This window comes from Serratia sp. D1N4 (assembly GCF_054552755.1).
In genome coordinates this window covers 1,679,738-1,701,408 of the sequence record NZ_CM137274.1, presented here as the reverse complement: position 1 = coordinate 1,701,408, position 21,671 = coordinate 1,679,738, and the positions used below count along the sequence as shown (strand labels likewise).

Annotated in this window: 19 protein-coding genes; 3 read left to right on the top strand and 16 right to left on the bottom strand. The window is 55.4% G+C overall.

What is annotated here, in order from left to right; all coding sequences use genetic code 11:
• Positions 1 to 148 precede the first annotated feature (148 nt).
• Entirely contained in the window at positions 149 to 886 is a 738-nt protein-coding gene (locus ACX1CU_RS07295) for a GntR family transcriptional regulator (RefSeq protein ID WP_459401916.1), read from the bottom strand.
• Positions 887 to 1,305: 419 nt separating this feature from the next.
• Here ACX1CU_RS07295 and ACX1CU_RS07290 point away from each other — a divergent pair, with 419 nt between their 5' ends.
• Both ACX1CU_RS07290 and ACX1CU_RS07285 read left to right on the top strand, forming a co-directional pair.
• On the top strand, positions 1,306 to 2,928 hold the full coding sequence (locus ACX1CU_RS07290) for an alpha-glucoside-specific PTS transporter subunit IIBC (protein ID WP_459401915.1): 1,623 nt from the start codon (positions 1,306 to 1,308) through the stop codon (positions 2,926 to 2,928).
• Complete coding sequence (locus ACX1CU_RS07285; protein WP_459401914.1) at positions 2,925 to 4,247, top strand: 6-phospho-alpha-glucosidase; 1,323 nt, start codon at positions 2,925 to 2,927, stop codon at positions 4,245 to 4,247. Before ACX1CU_RS07290 ends, ACX1CU_RS07285 begins: the two co-directional genes overlap by 4 nt.
• Before the next feature lie 51 nt (positions 4,248 to 4,298).
• On the opposite strand, the gene ACX1CU_RS07280 is transcribed toward ACX1CU_RS07285, so the two are convergent.
• From ACX1CU_RS07280 to gspC, 15 genes are all read right to left on the bottom strand, one after another.
• Positions 4,299 to 4,508 carry a glycogen synthesis protein gene (locus ACX1CU_RS07280; protein ID WP_459401913.1) on the bottom strand — a complete coding sequence of 70 codons (210 nt, stop codon included), beginning with the start codon at positions 4,506 to 4,508 and terminating at the stop codon, positions 4,299 to 4,301.
• Between the two features lie 254 nt (positions 4,509 to 4,762).
• Positions 4,763 to 5,857, bottom strand: coding sequence for a M14 family metallopeptidase (locus ACX1CU_RS07275; RefSeq protein WP_459401912.1), 1,095 nt, complete (start codon positions 5,855 to 5,857; stop codon positions 4,763 to 4,765).
• Positions 5,858 to 5,936: 79 nt separating this feature from the next.
• Positions 5,937 to 6,779 (bottom strand): prepilin peptidase, encoded by an 843-nt coding sequence (locus ACX1CU_RS07270; protein ID WP_459401911.1) that lies wholly within the window; start codon positions 6,777 to 6,779, stop codon positions 5,937 to 5,939.
• 34 nt (positions 6,780 to 6,813) lie between these two features.
• Positions 6,814 to 7,557 (bottom strand): type II secretion system protein N, encoded by a 744-nt coding sequence (locus tag ACX1CU_RS07265; protein WP_459401910.1) that lies wholly within the window; start codon positions 7,555 to 7,557, stop codon positions 6,814 to 6,816.
• The gene (gene gspM / locus ACX1CU_RS07260) at positions 7,547 to 8,035 is read right to left on the bottom strand and encodes a type II secretion system protein GspM (RefSeq protein ID WP_459401909.1); all 489 of its coding nucleotides are present in this window, start codon (positions 8,033 to 8,035) and stop codon (positions 7,547 to 7,549) included. Before gspM ends, ACX1CU_RS07265 begins: the two co-directional genes overlap by 11 nt.
• Positions 8,028 to 9,230: a type II secretion system protein GspL gene (gene gspL / locus ACX1CU_RS07255; RefSeq protein WP_459401908.1), complete on the bottom strand. Its 1,203-nt coding sequence runs from the start codon at positions 9,228 to 9,230 to the stop codon at positions 8,028 to 8,030. Before gspL ends, gspM begins: the two co-directional genes overlap by 8 nt.
• Positions 9,227 to 10,213, bottom strand: coding sequence for a type II secretion system minor pseudopilin GspK (gspK, locus tag ACX1CU_RS07250; RefSeq protein ID WP_459401907.1), 987 nt, complete (start codon positions 10,211 to 10,213; stop codon positions 9,227 to 9,229). The genes gspL and gspK overlap by 4 nt, the downstream gene beginning before the upstream one ends.
• Positions 10,210 to 10,809: a type II secretion system minor pseudopilin GspJ gene (gene gspJ, locus ACX1CU_RS07245; protein ID WP_459401906.1), complete on the bottom strand. Its 600-nt coding sequence runs from the start codon at positions 10,807 to 10,809 to the stop codon at positions 10,210 to 10,212. The genes gspK and gspJ overlap by 4 nt, the downstream gene beginning before the upstream one ends.
• Positions 10,806 to 11,171, bottom strand: a complete 366-nt coding sequence (gspI, locus tag ACX1CU_RS07240; protein ID WP_459401905.1) for a type II secretion system minor pseudopilin GspI — start codon at positions 11,169 to 11,171, stop codon at positions 10,806 to 10,808. Before gspI ends, gspJ begins: the two co-directional genes overlap by 4 nt.
• Positions 11,168 to 11,719: a type II secretion system minor pseudopilin GspH gene (gspH, locus tag ACX1CU_RS07235; RefSeq protein WP_459401904.1), complete on the bottom strand. Its 552-nt coding sequence runs from the start codon at positions 11,717 to 11,719 to the stop codon at positions 11,168 to 11,170. The genes gspI and gspH overlap by 4 nt, the downstream gene beginning before the upstream one ends.
• Positions 11,719 to 12,150, bottom strand: a complete 432-nt coding sequence (gspG, locus tag ACX1CU_RS07230; protein ID WP_459401903.1) for a type II secretion system major pseudopilin GspG — start codon at positions 12,148 to 12,150, stop codon at positions 11,719 to 11,721. The genes gspH and gspG overlap by 1 nt, the downstream gene beginning before the upstream one ends.
• Positions 12,151 to 12,180: 30 nt before the next feature.
• Positions 12,181 to 13,407, bottom strand: a complete 1,227-nt coding sequence (gspF, locus tag ACX1CU_RS07225; RefSeq protein ID WP_459401902.1) for a type II secretion system inner membrane protein GspF — start codon at positions 13,405 to 13,407, stop codon at positions 12,181 to 12,183.
• Position 13,408: 1 nt separating this feature from the next.
• Positions 13,409 to 14,914: a type II secretion system ATPase GspE gene (gene gspE / locus ACX1CU_RS07220; protein WP_459401901.1), complete on the bottom strand. Its 1,506-nt coding sequence runs from the start codon at positions 14,912 to 14,914 to the stop codon at positions 13,409 to 13,411.
• Positions 14,911 to 16,860: a type II secretion system secretin GspD gene (gene gspD / locus ACX1CU_RS07215; RefSeq protein WP_459402746.1), complete on the bottom strand. Its 1,950-nt coding sequence runs from the start codon at positions 16,858 to 16,860 to the stop codon at positions 14,911 to 14,913. Before gspD ends, gspE begins: the two co-directional genes overlap by 4 nt.
• A gap of 33 nt (positions 16,861 to 16,893) precedes the next feature.
• Positions 16,894 to 17,757 (bottom strand): type II secretion system protein GspC, encoded by an 864-nt coding sequence (gspC, locus tag ACX1CU_RS07210; RefSeq protein WP_459401900.1) that lies wholly within the window; start codon positions 17,755 to 17,757, stop codon positions 16,894 to 16,896.
• A gap of 456 nt (positions 17,758 to 18,213) precedes the next feature.
• On the opposite strand from gspC, the gene pulA reads away from it, so the two are divergent.
• Positions 18,214 to 21,594 carry a pullulanase-type alpha-1,6-glucosidase gene (gene pulA / locus ACX1CU_RS07205; protein WP_459401899.1) on the top strand — a complete coding sequence of 1,127 codons (3,381 nt, stop codon included), beginning with the start codon at positions 18,214 to 18,216 and terminating at the stop codon, positions 21,592 to 21,594.
• Positions 21,595 to 21,671 lie beyond the last annotated feature (77 nt).

The following is a 21,671-nucleotide window of genomic DNA, read 5'->3' as shown; positions in this document are numbered from 1 at the left end:
TGCGTTCCTGCATCTGATTTTTTCTGATGAATATCAGAAGATAAATAGCGAGCAAAGGTCTCTGCCAAGTGTAGACTGCTTTTTGCCATCGGGAGCTAAATAACAAAATCTTCAGTGCATAGCGTTAACGTCATTAACGTTAAGCCAATTATGGATTGCGTGCAGCTTCAATATGCCGATGAGTAGACTCTCGTCTTAAATGATAATCGACCTGATATTCACTGGCATTGCGGAACATCACCGAGTAGTTCAAAAATTGACCATCATCGCTGTAAGAGAGTGACGTAATTCGCAAAATGGGCGTTTGCTGTTCAATATTCAATAATGTCGCCATTCTTTTATCGGCCAATACCGGTGTCAGGCTTTCATAGTTACCGCAGATGGTGATATGGCACTCATCTTCAATATAGGTAAACTTGGATCCTTCCAGATGGGCTACCGATAAATTGCGGTATAACTTCAGCGGCATATAGCTGTCTTCCACCATTAATGGCTTGCCGTCCACCGAGCGCACCCGGCGTGAGTAATAGATCCGCTCATCGATTTTTATCCGTAGCTGGCTGGCGATCGCCGGTGGGGCTGGCATCACCACAAACTCCAGCACTTCACTCACCACCTGCTTGCCCTGGTTTTTCATCACCTCAATAAAGCCGGTTAAATTAGTGGTTTCGTGATGGACATCTTTGTTAGCCACATAAGTTCCGCTGCCATGGCGGCGGACAACCAGCCCCCATTCAATCAACAGATCCACCGCTTTACGCAGGGTCATACGCGAAACGCAAAACTCCTCCGCCAATCTTTTTTCACTGGGTAACGGGCTACCAATGTTGTAGTCGGCAGAATTCAGCCGAATGCGTAGCTGGTCAGCAATAGATTTGTAGATCACCTGTAGACCTCTTTAGCGCCCCGCGCTTTATTTAATTAATCACCCATTAATCTATTAATAGCATGATTCTTAAAAAATAATTAAAAGATAAAAACATGATCGACCAACAACAAAATTATCGTGTCTATCAATGTCATTAAAAATAGACCACTTCACCCAAATAAAAACCATGAAAGCGATCACGAATCGGTATGCCCGACCAAGCTAAGCCAACCACAGGTTCTTACTCTCCACCCAGACCAATATAAAAAACCAGACTGCTGACAAAGCCAGATATTTGGGAGAGCGTTCCGAAGGGGTCGTAGCGGCGTAAGCCGTCGGAGCGCTCCTCGGTACGCTAGGCCCGGGTATCTCGGGCTTAAAGACCACTTTGTCATCAACCTCAAAAAACCTTCCAGTTGTTATATGAGGATTTAAAAATGCTCAGTCAAATACAACGCTTCGGTGGAGCCATGTTCACCCCGGTACTGCTGTTCCCATTTGCCGGTATTGTGGTCGGTATTGCTATCATGCTGCGCAACCCGATGTTTGTGGGTGAAGCCTTAGCCGCGCCAGATCATTTATTTGCCCAGATTGTCCATATTATTGAAGAAGGTGGCTGGACGGTTTTCCGTAATATGCCGCTGGTGTTTGCCGTCGGCTTGCCTATTGGCCTGGCGAAACAGGCGCAAGGGCGAGCCTGCCTGGCGGTTTTAGTCAGCTTTCTAACCTGGAACTATTTTATTAATGCCATGGGCATGACCTGGGGCGATTTCTTTGGCGTGGATTTCAGCGCCGATCCTAGCGCGGGCAGCGGTTTAACCCTGATTGCGGGCATAAAAACCCTCGATACCAGCATTATTGGTGCCATCGTGATTTCCGGGTTGGTCACCGCCATTCATAACCGTTATTTCGACAAACCGTTACCGGTGTTTCTGGGGATTTTTCAGGGCAGCTCTTTCGTGGTGATCGTCGCCTTTCTGGTGATGATCCCCTGCGCCTGGCTGACCCTGCTAGGCTGGCCAAAAGTGCAGTTGGGCATTGAGTCACTGCAAGGATTCCTGCGCGGCGCGGGGGCAATTGGCGTCTGGGTGTATACCTTCCTCGAACGGATCCTGATCCCAACCGGCTTACATCACTTCGTTTACGGCCCCTTTATCTACGGCCCTGCCGCCGTAGAAGGTGGGATCCAGGTTTACTGGGCGCAGCATTTGCAAGAGTTCAGCCAAAGCACTGAACCGCTGAAAACCCTGTTCCCAGAAGGCGGATTTGCGTTGCATGGTAATTCAAAAATCTTCGGTTCGGTGGGGATCGCGTTGGCGCTCTACTTCACCGCTGCACCGGAAAACCGCATCAAAGTGGCAGGTTTACTGATCCCCGCCACCCTGACGGCAATGCTGGTGGGCATCACCGAGCCACTGGAGTTCACCTTCCTGTTCATCTCGCCGTTGTTATTTGCCGTGCATGCCGTGCTGGCCGCCACCATGGCTACGGTGATGTACCTCTGCGGCGTAGTGGGCAATATGGGCGGCGGTCTGCTCGATCAATTCCTGCCGCAAAACTGGATCCCGATGTTCCATAACCATGCCGGGATGATGGTCACCCAGATTGGTATCGGCATTGTCTTCACCGCGCTCTATTTTGTCATCTTCCGCACGCTGATCTTGCGCTTCAATCTGAAAACCCCTGGCCGCGAAGAGAGTGAAATCAAACTCTACAGCAAGGCGGATTATCAGGCGGCACGCCAGCAAACCACGGCAGCAGCCAGCCAGAGCAGCAAAACCGGCCAGGCCGCCGGTTTCCTCCAGGCTCTGGGGGGCAGCAGCAATATTCTCAGCATCAATAACTGTGCCACGCGCCTGCGGATTACGCTGGCCGATATGACACTCACGCAAAGCGACGACGTTTTCAAAACGCTAGGCGCCCATGGCGTTGTGCGACGCGGTAATGGCATTCAGGTGATTGTTGGCCTGCACGTTCCCCAGGTCAGGGATCAGCTCGAAAGCCTGATGAAAGATCTCTCATACCTTGAAAAAACATCCATGACGGAGGCTGTATCATGAAAAAATTCTCAATCGTTGTTGCCGGTGGTGGTAGCACCTTTACCCCAGGCATCGTCTTAATGTTGCTGGCCAACCAGCACCGCTTGCCGCTGCGCGCCATTAAGTTTTACGACAACGACGGCGCACGCCAGGAAACCATCGCCGAAGCCTGCAAAATCCTGCTGCAAGAGCAGGCACCGGAGATTGAATTCAGCTACACCACGCATCCGCAAACGGCGTTCAGCGACGTTGATTTTGTGATGGCGCATATCCGGGTGGGTAAGTACCCGATGCGTGAACAGGACGAGAAAATCCCGCTGCGCCACGGCGTGGTGGGCCAGGAAACCTGCGGCCCGGGTGGGATCGCTTACAGTATGCGTTCGATCGGCGGCGTACTGGAGATCGTCGATTATATGACGAAATATTCACCCAACGCGTGGATGCTCAACTACTCCAACCCGGCAGCCATTGTCGCCGAGGCCACCCGCCGCCTGCGGCCACAGGCCAAAATCCTCAACATCTGCGATATGCCGATTGGCATCGAAGGGCGTATGGCGCAAATTGCCGGGCTGAAAGATCGCAAAGAGATGCGCACGCGCTATTACGGCCTAAATCACTTCGGCTGGTGGACAGCGGTTGAAGATCTGGCGGGTAACGATTTAATGCCGAAAATCCGTGAACATGTAGCCAAATTCGGCTATGTACCGCCAAGCGATGAGCATGCCACCGAAGCCAGTTGGAACGACACCTTTGCCAAGGCGAAAGATGTCTGGGCGCTCGATCCCGATACTTTCCCCAATACTTACCTCAAGTATTACCTGTTCCCGGATTACGTGGTTCAGCACGCCAACCCGCAGCACACCCGCGCCAACGAGGTGATGGAGCACCGCGAGAAACACGTGTTTGGCTCCTGCAACGCCATCATTCAGGCGGGCAAATCCTCGGCCGGTGAACTGGAGATTGATGAGCATGCTTCTTATATTGTCGATCTGGCAGCCGCCATCGCCTTTAACACTCAGGAACGCATGCTGTTGATTGTGCAGAATAATGGCGCTATCAATAATTTCGATCCGGAAGCGATGGTAGAGATCCCTTGCCTGGTGGGCAAAAACGGGCCAGAACCGCTGGTGGTGGGGAATATCCCACAGTTCCAGAAAGGGCTGATGAGCCAGCAGGTGGCAGTTGAGAAACTGGTGGTCGATGCGTGGGAACAACGTTCGTATCAAAAGCTCTGGCAGGCGATTACGCTGTCCAAAACGGTGCCGAGCGCCTCGGTGGCCAAAGCCATTCTCGACGACTTGATTGCGGCCAATAAAGAGTACTGGCCACCACTGCAATAAACTTGCAATAAGATGAAAAAGCCCCGAATAATCGGGGCTTTAATTAACATTTTACGACAGCTGTGTCTGCTTTTTGTAAATCGCACGATAGTGATTCAATCGTGCAAAAAAGCTGTCACTTTGCTCACGAGACATATTACCAGCCACATCCTGGGCATTGATTTGCCGTCCCTGGAACTCCAAGAATGCCACTGTAGACGCGAGAAAATCCACGTTGCTCGTATTTTTCGCATACAGATAGCATCTTTCTAAGGTTTCCATCTGACCTCCTGAATCTTCCACGCTATACCCTTCAGGTACGTAGCGACCAGCCAGCATCGCAAATCTATCGGGTATAAAAGTGACGTGCCAAAATCAAGATACCAACGCGCTCGTCAAATGAGCTGCACTATTGAAGATACACCCTACGGTCACAAAATGTACTCCACTTGTGCGATAAGGTATAAAAAACCGCAAAAATGAGATCTCGATCGTTTAAACCGCCGTTTGTTTGGGGTCAGCAGGCATAGCCAGGATTAGCAACCGTCAGCGCACTGTGGATCCGGGTTGGTAAACAGGATGCGTACCAGCAAACCACGCGCTTCACGCAGCGGATCATCGCCAATCGCCAATACCTTGCCGTCGTGCGTTGCGGTGTATTCACGGATCACGTCACCAAAGGCATTACGCTGCACCGCCACTTTCTGCCCTTTGGTCACCATGTCGCCAACCTTGACCATAATCTCGGCAAAGCCGCCCACTTCAGCACGGATCGAACTCATTTCGTTGCCAACATAGGTCTTCTGCTGTTGCGCCGTTGCCCCTAACTGCCCGGCGATCATCCCTTGCTGGATCATCAGGTTATGCACGCCTGTTACGCTACGCGCGATAAGTTCTGGCTGATACAGTTTCGGCTTGCCCACTTCGAGCGTAATGGCCGGGATCTTGTTTTCAACGAACGTGGTTTCCACGGAGCCTTTTTCGCCTGGATCGGCCTTAATCTGGTCTGCCGGGAACAGCTCAGCCATTTGCTTCACCTGTGGATTGCGGTAATCCGCATAGATAAACAGCGGGTATTCAGTACCACGGCTCTGCGTATGCATATCAACAAACATGCCCGCATTGCCCGCCCACAAATTGTTCCACAGCAGCCAGGCGTGTTGTTCTGCGGTATTGCCTTTCTCTTTGCCCGGCCAGATACGGTTGAAATCGACCATATCACCGCCGTCATTGACCAACTGCCAGTTACGGTTATTGGCCAACATACCGGAAGGGTTGGCACCGATCGCACCGACAACGCTGCCTTTCAACTCGGCAGGATTCAGTTTTTCAAACACCTGCTGGATAACCCGAACCCCGTTCAGTTCATCACCGTGGATCGCTGCTTGCAGACCCAGCTTAGGACCAGGCTGCGCGCCTTTGGCAACCATGATCGGCACATACCAATGCTGGCTGATGCCATTGCTGGCCCCCTGGAACATAAAGCGGTAAACCTTGCCTGCTTCCAGATCCTCAACGTCCAGCTTGCTGATCACCGGGTTGCCATCGATCTTATCGCCGGTATAAACCGTTGCCGCCTGGGCGTTAAGCGCCCCCATCAACAACGCTGCCAACATCGTCACTTTATACATACACATCCCCATAGGTATCATTAAAAAACCGCTTCCCTGAATCACAGGTAGGCGGCAGACAATAGGTGCTTCCCATCGTTTAAACGGTCAGAGGTATCAACATATTGGTGGCCCCCGCCAAAGCCAGCCAAGGGCCGAAAGCTAACGGTTGATTAAGATCCTGTCGCGCAAGCATTCGCTGCACCAGCGTAAACAGTAGCCCACAGCCCGCAGCCACCAAAATCACCTGCGGCAACGCCTGCCAGCCTAGCCAGGCCCCCAGCGCCGCCAGCAATTTAAAATCACCGTAGCCGAGCGCATCTTTGCCGGTCGCTAGCTTGAACAACCAGAACAGGCTCCACAAACAGAGATACCCCGCCATTGCGCCGATCATCGCCTGTTCCAGCTCGACAAAATACCCTTGCAGGTTGAACAGCAGCCCGAGCCACAACAGCGGCAACGTCAGCACATCCGGCAGCAGTTGCGTGTGATGATCGATCACCGCCAGCGCCAGTAAAACTGACAAAAATATCCAAACTCCCAACAGTGGTATGCCCAGCGGCCAGAGCAGCGCAGCCAGCACAAACAGCCCAGCGGTCGCCACTTCCACCAGCGGATAACGCCAAGAGATAGGTTCACCACAGCAGCGGGCTTTGCCCTTTAACCATAGGAAACTCAGCAACGGAATATTGTCCCTGGCTGCCACCGGGTGCTGACAATGCGGGCAGCAGGAGTGTGGCAACAGCAGGTTAAAGCGCGGCGCAGATTCAGGTAACGGCTGTGCCAGTTGCAACAGAGATTCACGTTGCCAGCGCATCTCCAGCATTACGGGCAGGCGGTAAATCACCACGTTGAGAAAGCTGCCAACGATCGCCCCCAGCAGCCCTACAGAGCACAACCAAAGAAGGGGAAATGCAACGGTAAAATCCAATAACAAATTCACACAGTCTCCCTGTTGTCAGCCATATTCTTGCCGGTCAAAGCAGCCTTCCCTGAACCTGCCAGGGGATCTGCCCCTGAGCATCGGCTTTGCCTAGCTGGCCCAGCATTGATTTCATCACCGTGGGTAACTCCGGCCCACTGCGCAGTTGACCGCTGAACTGATAGCGCCCATCGAATCCCACGGAGCCACGCCCCGTCAGGCTCAGTTGAGAAGAGTCCTGTTTGAGCACCAGCGCCAACGCTCCTTTGCCATCGCAGCTTAATTGGCCCTGCACATTGGCCAGCAGCAATTCCCCCAGTGGCGATGCGAGCTGCGCATTCTGCCAGTTAACGCTGCCGCCGCTGAGGCTTGTGCAGCCACGCGGGCTGAACTCCCCCTGCTGCAAACGCAGTTGCAGTTTGCCCTGCGCGGCAATGGGTAAAGGCAGCGGCAACTGCTGTTGGACAAAATCCGCCGGAGCGGAAAGCTGCCACTCATGCAGTTGCAGGCTCAGCCAACCGCGTAAAGTGCCCGAGCCCTGAATACCTTGCGGATCCCGTAGCTCAAGCCGCAATGCTGGCCGCCATGAGGACCAGGTAAATTGCCACTTCACCTCTGGCAACACAAAATTACGCCAGTTGAACTGGTGCACACTGCCCTGCCATAAAGAACCAGAAAAGCTGCCAACGCGCATATCTGCGGGCAGAACAGCCCGCAGCAACTGTGCTGGCGCGTTCCATCCCAACAGCAGCAGATAGCACACCAGCAACAGCGCGGCTTTTTTCGCTTTAGCGCCCATCGCTGCGTTCCAACGTCAGTTTGTTAACCGTGACCCAACCCGGTTTATTGACCAGTGCCGTCACCTCAAGCGCCACGATGCGCACCTGATATTGCTGCTCCAACTGTGTGAGCCACTGCATCAGCGGGTTAAAATCGCTCGGTTCTAAAGTGACCGCCAGCCGCTCGCCCTGCGGTTGTAGGCGAGTGATATTCATGCCTTTAACGGCGGCACTGCGTGTTACCGTGGCTGACAGGCTGAGGGGTTCCCCCTGCACCTGACGCACACCTTGTTCACGCAAGCGCGGTGCCTGCTGCGTCATCCATTCCACCGTGCTCTTTTCACGGGCGATGGTGCGCTGCCATTGTTCGGCCTGTTGTTGCCAAGGCTGCCACAGCGCGTAGTAGCACAGGCTGAGGATAATCAATACGCCACAGCCTACGACCAACCCACGCTCCCGTGGGCTGACCTGCTGCCAGCGGCGCTTAAGTTCATTCATGCTGTACCCCCAGAATCAAGCGGCTCTCTACGCCATTTGGGTTTTGCTTGACCTCGCCGGGCTGCACCCGGTAGCGCTGCCCGGCGCGCTGCTGGAACTGCTCCAGCGCCTGGAAAGAAGCCGCATGCAGATCGACTCTCAGTTCTTTACGGCTGGCGTCATAGGCCAATGCCTGCAAGCGGATCGTCGATGTTTCCGTCAGTAGTTGCTGCAATTGGCGCATCTGCTCGTTTAATCCGGCCTGTTCGGCGGGTTGCAACTGCTGCAAATGTTGCTGCATCTGCACGCGCGGGTTAATCACGTTTTTCTCGGTTGGAAACAGTTGCTGATAGAGCCGCACGCTTTCCTGCCGCCAATGCTCAGCCTGCTGCCAAAGACGGTAATGCGACCATCCGGCGTCCGCACCCAGCAACAGCAGATATGCCGCCAGCGCTAGCATTACCGGCCGCCAGGGGCGCAATCCGGCACGCCAGGGGCTGGAGCGGGTAAACTCGCCCTGACGCAGATCGGCACCGCGATACGGCTCACCTTCTGCCGCCAGTTGCAGCAAATCACGTTCTGGCCACACCCGCCATTCCGCCACACCCGCTGTCTGCGCAGGCGGAGCGGAGTAACTTTCAATCACCCGCGGAGCCGAGACCGCCAGTAATTCAGGCAGCCAGGATGATTCCACAATCATCCCGGCATGCGCTTCGCGGCGGAACAACCATTGGTCGTTCAGGCAGACCGCACTCCAACCATCCTCAACCAACGGCAACATCAGCACGTCGGGTAACAGTGCCTGTACCCGCACGCCCAGTTGCTCGCAACGGGCAATCCACTGCTGCATGGCGCTTTTTTCCACCACCGCCACGTCACAGACATCACCACTTTGCTGCAAAATGGCAAAGTGCAGCCACTCAACCTCGGTTGCCAACTGCTCTTCCAGCATAAACGGCAACACTTGCAAACTCTGGCGCCGGGCACGGCGCGGCAGCGTTACCTGATGGAAGGCGAATTCGCTCGCTGGCACCAGCACCCAGGCCGGATAAGCAGCCAACAAGCGCTCCAGTTCAGGATCGGTTGCCCCCGCTGCCAGGCTGCCGTGCCGGTTGCTGCCCGGCGAAGCCAATCGCCACTGCACCGGCTGCGTGTCGTCACTGGGCAAACGCAGGATTAACCGCGCCTCACCGCTGCGCTTTATGTTCTCTATCAAGGCGTCACCATCATGCTTAATCCGTATTTCCGCTGTACCACCTGAAAATTATTGCCACTTCTCTGCAATAAACTGTGCTGACTGAAATGACTATTCCCCATCAGCACGCTGAAATTGGCCAGAAAAAAGTCACTTTTCACCGCCAGCACCTGCTTGACCGCCGTACTATCGATGTCCTGTAACGACGGCTGGGCCAAAAATGCCGTCACGCTGCCCCATCCTTCACGCGGGCGCTGCTGCAACAACTGTGCTGCCTCGACAGGATCGAGCTCTGTCAGAAACAGCGCCGCCAGTAAAGGTGCCTGAGATTCACGCAAGGTATTGATATTCACCAGCAGCGTCTGCTTTGGCAATGCACAGACATAAGGCAGCAGCCGTCGATAAAGTTCAGCGTCAACGCCTGAAACGGTGCGCAACTCGCTGACATCCTGCATCGGCTGATTGGCGGGCAGATAGGGCACAGCCAGTGCCATATACACCTCATCTTCTGCGCCACCGATGCCAGGTTCGCTGTCACTGTCGATCCAGTCACGCAAAGCGGCGGTCACCTGCGCGGCTTGCAGCGGATCCACTTCCAGATTTTTCATCAACTGAAGAAAAACCTTGGCAGGATAGGGCGTGACTTGCTGCTCACCTTGCCCCGACGCCCCCTGGTTAATGGCGTTAAGATTAAAGCAGGCCTGCGCATCCACGATCTGCCCTTGCAACTGGCCCCCTTCAACCGGGAAGCGGCGCTCGTCTTGCGCCCAGTTTTGTGCCAGATGGGTTTTCTCCGGCGAATCCAGCGTATCCATCTGCAAGATTTTACTGGCCAGAGCTTCTGCTGCGCGGCCATACCATTTCGCCTGCTGGTGATCCAACTGCGCTGTGGTACGCAGATAAGTCCGCCCGTTGCGCTCGGCAATCGTGGCGGCGATCGTGACCATCAGTGCCAGGATCAGCAACACCACCAGTAGCGCCACACCTTGCTGCCGCGCCCTCATTCTGTGACCCTTTCGGTGATCAAAAACAGCCGGGTCAGTTCACCCACGCCGGTCACCGTCAGCGTCACTTCAATCCCTTGCGGTAACTTTGCCATATTCTCCCAGCTATCCTGCCAAGCCCCGTTGGCAAAAAACCGCAGGCTGAAAGCGCTGACACCGCTGAGCAACACCTTAACAACCGGCATTTCTCCCACCTGCGGATCCGCATGGGTATAGCTCAACCGTTCTAACTGTTGATTACGCAGGCGGTAGCCCACGTTCTGTAATTCGGATCGTGGCAGCATCCCCAACGGGTTTTGCCAGCTATTGCGCATAAAAGACACCGCCCAGTCGTCACTCTGCAACTGGTAGCGCGCGGCAGACAGCAGGCTTTCACTGCCCCGGCTGTGGCGTGGGATGATCTGGCCGAAATCCCCGTCCATCTGCACAAATGCCCGTTGCAGCTCTGCCAGACGCTGGACCTTGTGCAGAGAGATTTCGTCATTGCGCACCACCCCTTGCAGCACCTGAAATGCGCTGATGCTCAATGCAGCAAAAATAGCCAACGCCAGCAACATTTCCAGCAGGGTAAAACCCTGTGCATCGCGGCGGTTCATTCGCGCACCACATAGCTACGCAGGGAAACCACGGCCGACGCATCTTCTTTTTTACGCCGGACTTCAACATCCAGCGCACGCAGTTGACTGATTTCGGTATCAACCCCTCGCCAACGCAGATACCACTCCTCACCGGCAAAGGCGACGCTCTTGCCGCTCCAGCTTTTCTCGGGCCAGACTTTATCCAGGCGTAACTGCACCTGCTGATTATCTGCCAGCCAACTCGCTAATACCTTCTCTTCCATCCGGCCAATGCCGCTCGCCTGCTGGGCCGTGGTTTGCAACAGCGCCAATCCCGCCAGGGCAAACACCACCAGCGCCACCAGCACCTCCAGCAAGGTCATTCCGCGTTGCGCTTTCACGGCGCAGCCTCATGTTCTGAGGTGCTGATCACTCCGGCATCGTCAACCCGCAGCCAAGCTTCGAGATCGCTATCTGCCCGCCTGAAAACCAGAGTAAACGGCGTCACTTCACCACCCGGTAACAGCAAAATATCCGGCTCTGCCGCCTCGGCGTTTGCCGGCGGCCACTCCTGTAAACCGGGGAACTGTAGCTCAAGCCGCAGATCATCCGGCAGTTCACTGCCTAAGGCTGAACGGCGCGGCTGCCAGGTTTGCCAGAAATACCCCTGCCAGACATCAGAGCCCGGTGCCGAGGCGCTACTTTCCGGCAGTTGCCGCTGCAACAGCTTGAATTCCCAGCCGTCTGGCCGCACCTGAATCCCCAGCAGCCGGCCGTTTTGCTGGCTGTCGTCCAGGGCAAAATCCAACTGGGCCTGAAAACGTGCCAGCTGTTCTTTTGGGGTGTTTTGCTGTACGGCAGGAAATGACATCACCACCAGGCTGGCAGCGCTGCCAATCAGCAGCACCACCAACATCATCTCCAGCAGCGTGAAGCCGCGCTGACGCACTACTTCTTGTTACCGATAGTCCAGTTGCCGATATCATCTTCGGTGTCCGGCATACCATCCGGCCCATAAGAGAAAATATCGAGCTGACCATGCTGCCCAGGGCTCAGTAATTGGTAATCAGCCCCCCACGGATCCTGCGGCAGACGGCGGATATAGCCATCCTTCGGATAGTTACGCGGCTCCGGCTGGGCTGAGGGTTTGCTGACCAACGCCTGCAACCCTTGCTCGGTGGTCGGGTAGCGGCTGTTATCCAGCTTGTACATATCTAACGCGCTCTCAAGCGCCACCAGATCGCTGACCACTTTCTGGTGATCTGCCTTATCTTTGTTCCCCATCAGGTTAGGCACCACCAGGCTGGCCAGAATGCCCAGGATCACAATCACCACCATAATTTCCAGCAAGGTAAAACCGCGCTGACGCTGTTGCCGCATGTTTCTCTCCGTTGATTGCAGATTAATCATTTACATACTCATCATGTTATTCAATTGCAGGATCGGTTGCAGGATCGCCAAAACAATAAACAGCACCACGCCCGCCATACTCACCACCAGCAAGGGTTCAAACAGCCCCAGGGCCAGCTGCATCTGTGCGGAAAATTCCCGGTCCTGATTGTCCGCCGCCCGCTCCAGCATGCTGTCCAGTTCGCCGCTGCGCTCGCCGCTGGCAATCATGTGGCGCATCATCGGCGGAAACAGCGCCGTCTGTTCCAGCGCCCGATTCAGGCTCACCCCTTCACGCACCGATTCGGTGGCGGCAGCCAGTTGGCGCCGTGCGTAATCATTGCTCAACACTTCGCCGCTGATGCGCATTGCCTGCAACAGCGGCACCGCACTGGCATTAAGGATGCTCAACGTGCGGGCATAGCGCGCAGTGTTCAGGCCACGGGCAATGCGGCCAATCACTGGCAAACGCAGCAACTGGCGATGAAAAACCACGCGCCGCGACTCCTGACGCAGCAGCAAACGCATCAGCAGCACACCCAGCAGTATCAGCAGCAACAGCCAAGGGCCAAAGGCGCGCACGCCGTCGCTCAACCCCATCAGCACCCGGGTAGACAGCGGTAGCGCCTGTTTCATATGCACAAACTGCTCTACCACCTTCGGCACCACGGCGGAAAGCAGGATGGCAATCACACTGATGGCGACCACCGTCAGTACGCAGGGGTAAATCATCGCTTGCAGGATACGGGCGCGCATCTGCTGGCGCTGCTCGGTGTAATCCGCCAGCCGGTTCAGCACCAGGTCCAGGTGACCAGAGGCTTCGCCCGCCGCCACCATGGCGCAATACAAACGCTCAAAACTGGCGGGATATCCTCCCATCGCTTCTGCCAACGAATGCCCTTCCAGCACTTTAGTGCGTACCGCCGCCATCAATGCGCGCTGGCGCGGTTTTTCACTCTGTTTCGCCACCGCATCCAGCGCTTCTTCCAGCGGCAGCGAAGCGGCCACCAGCGTCGCCAGTTGCCGCGTGATCAACGCCAGATCGGCACTACTGATGCCACGCTGCCACAACGCACGCTTCTTGCCGCTACGGGCCCGCTGGCGCTCATCCTGCCCTTCTTCCAGGCTGACGGGCACCAACCCTTGCTCACGCAACAGTTGGCGGGCGTGGCGGGCAGAATCGGCCTCTTGAACTCCGCGGCGCTTTTTGCCGCCAGCATCTAATGCCTGGTAATGGAACAGTGCCATATCACTCCTCTTCCTGAACCCGGCTTTCCGTGACGCGGACCACCTCTTCCCAACTGGTTTCACCCGCCAGTACTTTTTCGCGCCCGTCGCCGCGCAGCGTCACATATTCATTACGCAACTGACGGGCAATGCTCAGTTCACTTTCCCCCTGATGGATCGCCGCTCGCACCCGATCGTCAATCAGCAGTAGTTCATGAATGCCGGTGCGCCCGCGATAGCCGGTAAAGCCGCATTTCTGACACCCTTTCGCTTGCCACAGAGGGGTTCCCGGCGGGATCTCCATCTGCCGGGCCAGTTCCAGATCGGCTTCATAGGGTTGGCGACAGTCAGGGCACAGCGTGCGCACCAGCCGCTGCGCCAGCACCGCCAGCAGTGAAGTCGACAGCAGGAAGGGTTCGATCCCCATATCTTGCAGGCGTGACAACGCCCCCAGCGCGCTGTTGGTATGCAGGGTGGAGAGCACCAGGTGGCCGGTGAGCGATGCCTGCACCGCGATCTGGGCGGTTTCGCCATCACGGATCTCCCCCACCAGCACCACATCGGGGTCCTGGCGCAAGATGGCGCGCAAACCACGGGCGAAGGTCATATCCACTTTGGGGTTAACTTGTGTCTGGCCGATACCGTCCAGTTCATATTCGATAGGGTCTTCGACCGTCATGATGTTACGTTCGCTGGCGTTCAAGCGGCTCAATGCCGCATACAGCGTGGTACTTTTACCTGAGCCGGTTGGGCCGGTGACCAGAATAATGCCGTGCGGGCGTTGGATCAGTTCATCGATCTGCCGCTGGTTGTGCGCCGACATGCCGAGCGTGGCGAGATCCAGGCTAACGCTGTTTTTATCCAGCAAACGCAGCACGATCCGCTCACCGTAGTTGGACGGCAACGTGGAGACACGCACGTCAATGGCTCGGCCACCGATGCGCAGCGCCATGCGCCCATCTTGTGGGACACGTTTCTCTGCAATATCCAGCTTGGCCATCACCTTGATGCGCGAGATCAGCAACGACGCCAAGCGCCGCTGTGGGCGCAGAATTTCACGCAGCACCCCATCCACCCGGAAACGGATCTGCAAATGGCGCTCATAGGTTTCGATATGGATATCCGATGCTTTATCTTTGATCGCCTCGGTCAGCATGGCGTTGATCAGGCGGATAATCGGCGCGTCGTCGTCCGCATCCAGCAAGTCGTCGCTGTCCGGCAGTTCTTCGGCAAGGGTATAAAAATCCATTTCATTGCCGATATCGGCCATCATCCGCCGAGCCTCTTCCGAGTCGCGCTGATAGCTGATCACCAGTTGCTTCTCAAACTCTTCTGCCGACAGGGTGTTAACGGTCAGGCTGCCCCCCGCCACCCGGCGTGCTTCAAGCAACGCCGTGGCTGGCGTATCTGCTACGCAAAACACCTGACATCCAGCCCGATCGCGCAACAGCAGAATGCGCTGCGCACGCGCATAGGCAAAAGGCAACTGAGGGCGTAGGTCGGCCAAGTCCGCCGGGGCATTGATCATTGCGCCCCTCGCTGATAGAACGCGCTGATCGCCGCATTGACCTGGCGGAAAGCAGTGCCGTTTTGATCGGCAGGCAGTTTCAGCACTTCGTTATTCAACGTCAGGCTGCGGGTTTCTTTGCCGCGTAACTGTTCCTGCTCTTTATTAAACGACGCATATTTTTCCGATGAAGCACGGCGGTATTCGTCGCGATCGCGGATGATCGACGGGCGGATAAACAGCATCAGGTTGCGTTTGGAAACCTGTTGGCTGTTGGAGCGGAACAGGTAGCCCAATACCGGAATGTCGCCAAGCAGCGGGACTTTATCGGTGCTGTCACGCACGGTTTTATCCAGCAAACCGCCCACGACGACGGTTTCCCCACTGCCCACCAGCACCGCGTTATTGACCGTACGGGTGTTGAAGGTGGCCCCCAGATTGGCACTGCTGCTGGAAGCGGCATCCGCCACGCTGGAAACTTCTTGTTCGATCTCCAGCAGCACCGAATCCCCTTCGTTAATCTGCGGTTTGACCTTCAGCTTGATACCAACGGTTTTACGTTCCACGGTGTTGAAAATGTTATCGCCGGAGGTGGTACGCGAACCCGACAGCACCGGCACTTCCTGGCCGACGTTGAAGGTGGCTTCCATGTTGTCCAGCGTGACAATGCTCGGCGTCGCCAGAATATCGTTCTTGCTGCTGCTGGAGAGCGCGGTCAGCAACATCGCCCAGTTGCCCTGATAAAACCCTGCGGCAATACCATTGAAACTGCTCAGCGCACCGGCCAAAGTGTTGTTGATGGTGCCGTCCTTGTTATATTGGTTAACCCCGGCAATCGCCGTGGTGATCGGCAGACCGGTGTTGGTAAACTGCGTCACCCCGGCATGTTTGTTGGCCCACTGGATCCCCAGGTTCAGGCCATCGGCGTCCTGAACCTCGGCAATAATCGCCTCTACCAGCACCTGCGCACGCCGGATATCCAGCTGCGCAATCACCTTTTCCAGATCGCGGATCACATCCGGTGCGCCCGTCAGGATCAGAGCATTGGTCTGTTCGTGGGCCTTGATGGTGATGTCTTTACGCAACGCCACGGCGGGTTTGGCATTCTGCTGCTCGTTCTGAATGCTGCTGCTGACGCCGGTCAGCACTTCCACCAGATCGGTCGCTTTAGCGTATTTCAGGTAAATGACCTTGGTATTGCCCTGAACCGCCTGCTCGCGATCCAGCTGTTTGATCATGGCGATAATCCGCTGGCGGGAATTGGGTTCACCGCTAACCAGCACCGAGTTGGTGCGCTCATCAGCCACCAGGGTGGCGGTCATCAGGCTAGGCATCGCCGACTTGCTGGCATCCTTGGTCAGTTCGGTCACCAGTTTGACCACTTCGGCAGCCGAGGCATAGGCGAGCGGCACCGTGACCACGCTGCGATCCCCTACTTTGTCCACCCGTTCGACAATCGTCATCAGGCGATTGATCACCGCCGCACGTCCGGTCATCAGCAGCACGTTGGAAGGCTCATAGTGCACCACGCTGCCCGCCCCGGCATTGTCGTTGAGCTGGCGCAACAGCGGTGCCAGATCCCTGGCAGCCACGTTATTGACCGGCACCACGCGGGTCACCACTTCATCACCCTGCCCCGGTTCGGCATCGCTGGCCACCGGCACTGCCGCGGTTTTGGCATCCTTCGAGCGCACCACTTTCAGCACGCCGTTCTGCATATCCACCACGGCAAAACCGTAAACGTCCAACACGCTGAGGAAGAACTGGTAATACTGCTCCTCGTTCAGCATATCGTAACTGCGCACAGTGATAGTGCCGCGCACCGCAGGGTCAATAATCACCGTTTTATTCAGGTTCTTGCTGACGGTATTAATGAACTCCTGAATATCCGTACCCTTGAAACTGGCAGAAAACTCGGCGCTCCACCCTGACTTTGTACCGAGCAGCGCGGCGGCCAGCACCAAAATGCGTAAGCTCCCGATTATCCCTTTGCTAAACAATTAATTATCTCCAAGAGCAACATAGATTTCCTGCAATTGACCGTCACGTTCGACGGTAAGATTCAGTTCACTGAGTTCTGCCAACTGATTCAGCGCCTGCTGGGCCTGTTGGGGATCACGCAGATCCATACCATTGAGCGCCACGGCCAGATCGTTTTCCCGCAGCCCAACCTGTTGGAACAACTCCCCCTGCTCGCCAGGGTTCAGGCGATACCCGGTCAGTTTGTTATCCACCATCACGGGCGAAATATTCAGGTAGTTGAGAATGTTTTGCGGCTGCTTCTGTAGCTGCTCCTTGAGCTGCGCCGTTGACTGAGGTTTCTCGCTCTGAGCCTTCACCGCCGCTGGCGGTTCGCCGAACATCAGCAACGATTCGTGGCGCCCCTGATAGCTAATCACCACCCGATCGGCAAAAATAGCCGCAATCTTGGCGTCGTATCCTGGGGTGTTATCCCCAACTCCGAGGCTGAATTGCTTGCCGTCTTTGGCGATAATGGCGATGGAACGGGCTGGTGTGGGGCTGGCAACAATGCCGGTCAGATTGATTTTGAGCGACGACGGCGGTGCATTGCGCAGAGAAGAATCCGATGCAGCCGTAGCTACGGCCGAAGACGAGGGTGCTGCGGTGCCGAACAGGTTAAATCGATAGGCTTGTGCCTTACCATTCTCCGCAGAGGTGGTTTGCGGCAAAGCGGCCTTGGCTAAGCGGATTGTCGGTAGTTCAAACGGCAACACGATGCGCCAGGTCAACATCGCCAGCTGATTGCAGATCAATAGGATAACGACGCACAGAACCCAGCGCGGCGTGAGCAACCTTAAGGTTACCTCTTTGATTGACAAAACCATCCCAGAAAATTGAATCATGCTTTCCTTTGCTGTTGTCCCTGTTGACCTGAGTAACGAACCTCAACCCCGTGGCACATCATTATGATTGGCGCAGTCTATCAAGGATATGTCTGTTTATGACCAGAACCTTGTATCACAGCGTCGCGTTCGAAACCTATGCCGGTGAGTAGATCCTCTCAGCACCGACTACTTTATACATACTCACATGACGAAAAAAATAATTATTTTTTACCAAGTGAATTATTCATCTTTCTGTTTTGCTAGTAATTTCTTTCTTTTTTAGTTCGCATCATAATAGTCGCCCTTTTGCTGTTCGTCATCCCCTCTCAGTGAGGCTTCCTCCTGCTCCCTACGCCCCACCCCCTCCTCTAGCGGGATGATGCTCCGCCCTTGCCCACCATATCTAATGCCTTGGCTTTACACATTAATACCATTTTTTACTTTCTATTACGTGAGTCTGATAGGGAATTTAGAATGCTTAAACCTACCTGTAATGCCCTACTCTTCGGCTCGCTCATCTTGCTGAGCGGCTGTGATAACAATAATTCTTCTAATATTAATAGCCCCAACACACCTGAAACACCGAGCACACCAAGTACACCAAGTACACCGAGTACACCAGAAACGCCTGAAGTACCGGGAACGCCGAGTACACCTGACCCTGAGACACCGGTACCTGAAACACCAAACAATCAGGAGCCTATTGCACGTTTACCCGATGTCGCTATACCTGGTGAAGTCATCACGGCAGACGGAAACCAAGCGGTGATCCATTTAGTCGACATTGCCGGTGTCACCAGCAGATCTGCCGTTGATTACAGCACCAAAAACCTGTTCCTGTGGAATAACGATACTTGTAACTCGTTAGAAAAAACCTCCGACGGCTGGGATGACAAGACCATCACGCCAACGGGCAGCGATAGCTACGGCCCTTACTGGGTATTGCCACTCAACAAAACCACCGGCTGTATCAACTTTATCCTGCGCGATGGCGGCAATAAGCTGATTGATGCCGACATGCGCGTAACGTTCAGCGATTTTCCCGATCGCACCGTGTCGGTCCTCGCGGGCAGCAGCGCAGTGTACGATACCCGCGCCGACGCTTTCCGTGGCGCCTTCGGGGTCGCACTGGCAGAAGCGCATTGGGTGGATAAACAGACCATCCTCTGGCCAGCCGGAAAAGATAAACCGATCGTTCGCCTTTATTACAACCACAGCAACAAGGTCGCAGCCAACAGCGAAGGGCAATTTACCGATCGTTATTTCTCGCTGACACCTACCAGCATCAGCCAGGAAACCAGCGCCCGTTTCCCACATCTGGCTGGCTATGCGGCGTTTAAGCTGCCCGATAATGCCAACGTAGATGAGTTGCTGACCGATGAAACGGTGATCCTTGCCACCGATCAGAACGGGATCCTCAGTTCGGCCACCCAGGTGCAAACGGCTGGCGTGCTGGACGATCGCTTCGCTGTCGCTGCCGAAAAACTGGAATACGGCGCTCTGGTGAGCGGTTCGGACGTGACTTTCCGCCTGTGGGCACCAACGGCGCAGCAGGTTGAGCTGGTGCTCTACAGCGCAGACAAAAAAGTGATTGGCAGCCAGCCGATGATCCGCGATACCGACTCCGGTGCCTGGTCATATCAGGGCAGCAGCGATCTCAAAGGGGCCTTCTATCGCTATGCCCTTACGGTCTACCACCCACAATCGCGCAAAGTGGAACAGTATGAAGTCACCGATCCCTACTCACACAGCCTCTCGACCAACTCCGAGTACAGCCAGGTGGTGGATCTCAATGACAATGCGTTAAAACCTGATGGCTGGGACAGCCTGACCATGCCTCATCCGCAGGCCACTCAGGCCGATATCGCCCAGATGGTGATCCACGAATCCCATATCCGCGATCTTTCTGCCTGGGATCAGACGGTTCCCGAAGGCCTGCGTGGCAAGTACCTGGCGCTCACCGCCGCCGACAGCAATATGGTGAAACACCTGAAACAACTGTCACTGTCAGGGGTAACACACGTTGAACTGCTGCCGGTGTTCGATCTGGCCACGGTCAATGAGTTCAGCGACAAAGTGGCGGATCTGCCACAGCCGTTCAGCCGCTTGTGCGAACTGAACAGCGCCGTGAAGCAAAGCCGCTTTGCTGATTACTGCAACAGCGCCTCCACCATTGGCGAAGTGCTCAACGAGCTGAAACAGGATGACAGCAAGGACAATCCGCAGGTGCAGGAGTTGAACGGCTACGTGGCACAGACCGATTCCTATAACTGGGGTTACGATCCGTTCCACTACACGGTGCCGGAAGGCTCCTATGCCACTAATCCAGAAGGCACGCTGCGTATCAAAGAGTTCCGCACCATGGTGCAGACCATCAAGCAGCAGTTAGGGATGAACGTCATCATGGACGTGGTATATAACCACACCAATGCCGCAGGCCCTAGCGATCGCACCTCGGTGCTGGATAAGATCGTGCCTTGGTATTATCAGCGTTTGAACGAATCAACCGGCAGCGTGGAATCGGCAACCTGCTGCTCAGATTCAGCACCGGAACACCGCATGTTCGCCAAGCTGATTGACGACTCTCTGGTGGTCTGGAGCAGAGACTACAAGATTGATGCTTTCCGTTTCGATCTGATGGGTTATCACCCGAAAGCTCAGATCCTGGCGGCGCGTGAGAAAGTCAAAACGGTCAATCCTAACGTTTACTTCTTTGGTGAGGGTTGGAATTCAGGGCAGGAAGATCGCTTTGAGATCGCATCACAAATCAATCTGAAAGGCACCGGGATCGGCACCTTCTCCGATCGCTTGCGTGATGCCGTGCGCGGCGGTGGCCCTTTTGATGAGAAAGAGGCTCTGCGGCAAAACCAAGGGTTAGGTAACGGAGCGGGCGTGCTGCCTAACGAAAAAAGTGGGCAAACTGCAGATGACGTACGCCATCTGGCCGATCTGACGCGTGTGGGGATGGCAGGTAACCTCACCGATTTCCTGCTGATCGACAAAGACGGTAACATGAAAAAAGGCAGCGAAATTGACTATAACGACGCTATCGGCGGCTATGCCAGCGATCCGACCGAAGTCATCAACTATGTCTCCAAGCACGACAACCAAACCCTGTGGGACATGATCAGCTACAAAGCGGCCAAAGAAGCCGATCTCGCCACCCGCGTGCGGATGCAGGCGGTCTCTTTGGCTACCACACTGCTGGGGCAAGGCTTGGCTTTCGATCAACAAGGCTCTGAACTGCTGCGCTCCAAATCTTTCACCCGCGACTCCTACGATTCCGGTGACTGGTTTAACCGTGTGGATTACAGCTATCAGGACAACAACTCCAACGTGGGTATGCCGCGTTTCAGTGATGATGGCGTAAACTACGATGAGATTAGCCTGGTAAAAGACGCTGTCGCAGCACCTGGCAACGCAGAAATCACGCAAATGACCGCGTTCTATCAGGAACTCACGCAGTTACGCCGCTCTTCTCCGCTGATCGCGCTGGGAAGTGGCAGTGAAGTGATGAAACGTGTCGATTTCCGCAACACCGGTGCCGATCAGCAGTTAGGGTTGCTGGTGATGACCATCGATGACGGCACTCAGGCTGGTAGCGATCTTGATCCACTGGCCGACGCCTTGGTCGTGGTGATTAACGCCGCACCAGAAGCCAGAACGATCAATGATTTTGCTGGGCAAAACCTCAGCCTGAGTACAATTCAGCAGTCATTGGCGGCCAACTCGCTGGCATCAGGCATCAATATCGCGGGCGATGGCAGTATCACTATCCCGGCGTGGTCCGTCGCGCTGTTGGTGAAACCTCAAGCAGCAGCACAAGGCTCGGGTATCCCCGTCAGCAGTAAGTAAAACAGTCTGTCTCGGGCCGCCTCAGGGTGGCCCTTCTCTTTCTGCCTATCGCCCACCAAAAATAGACGCGAGACGCT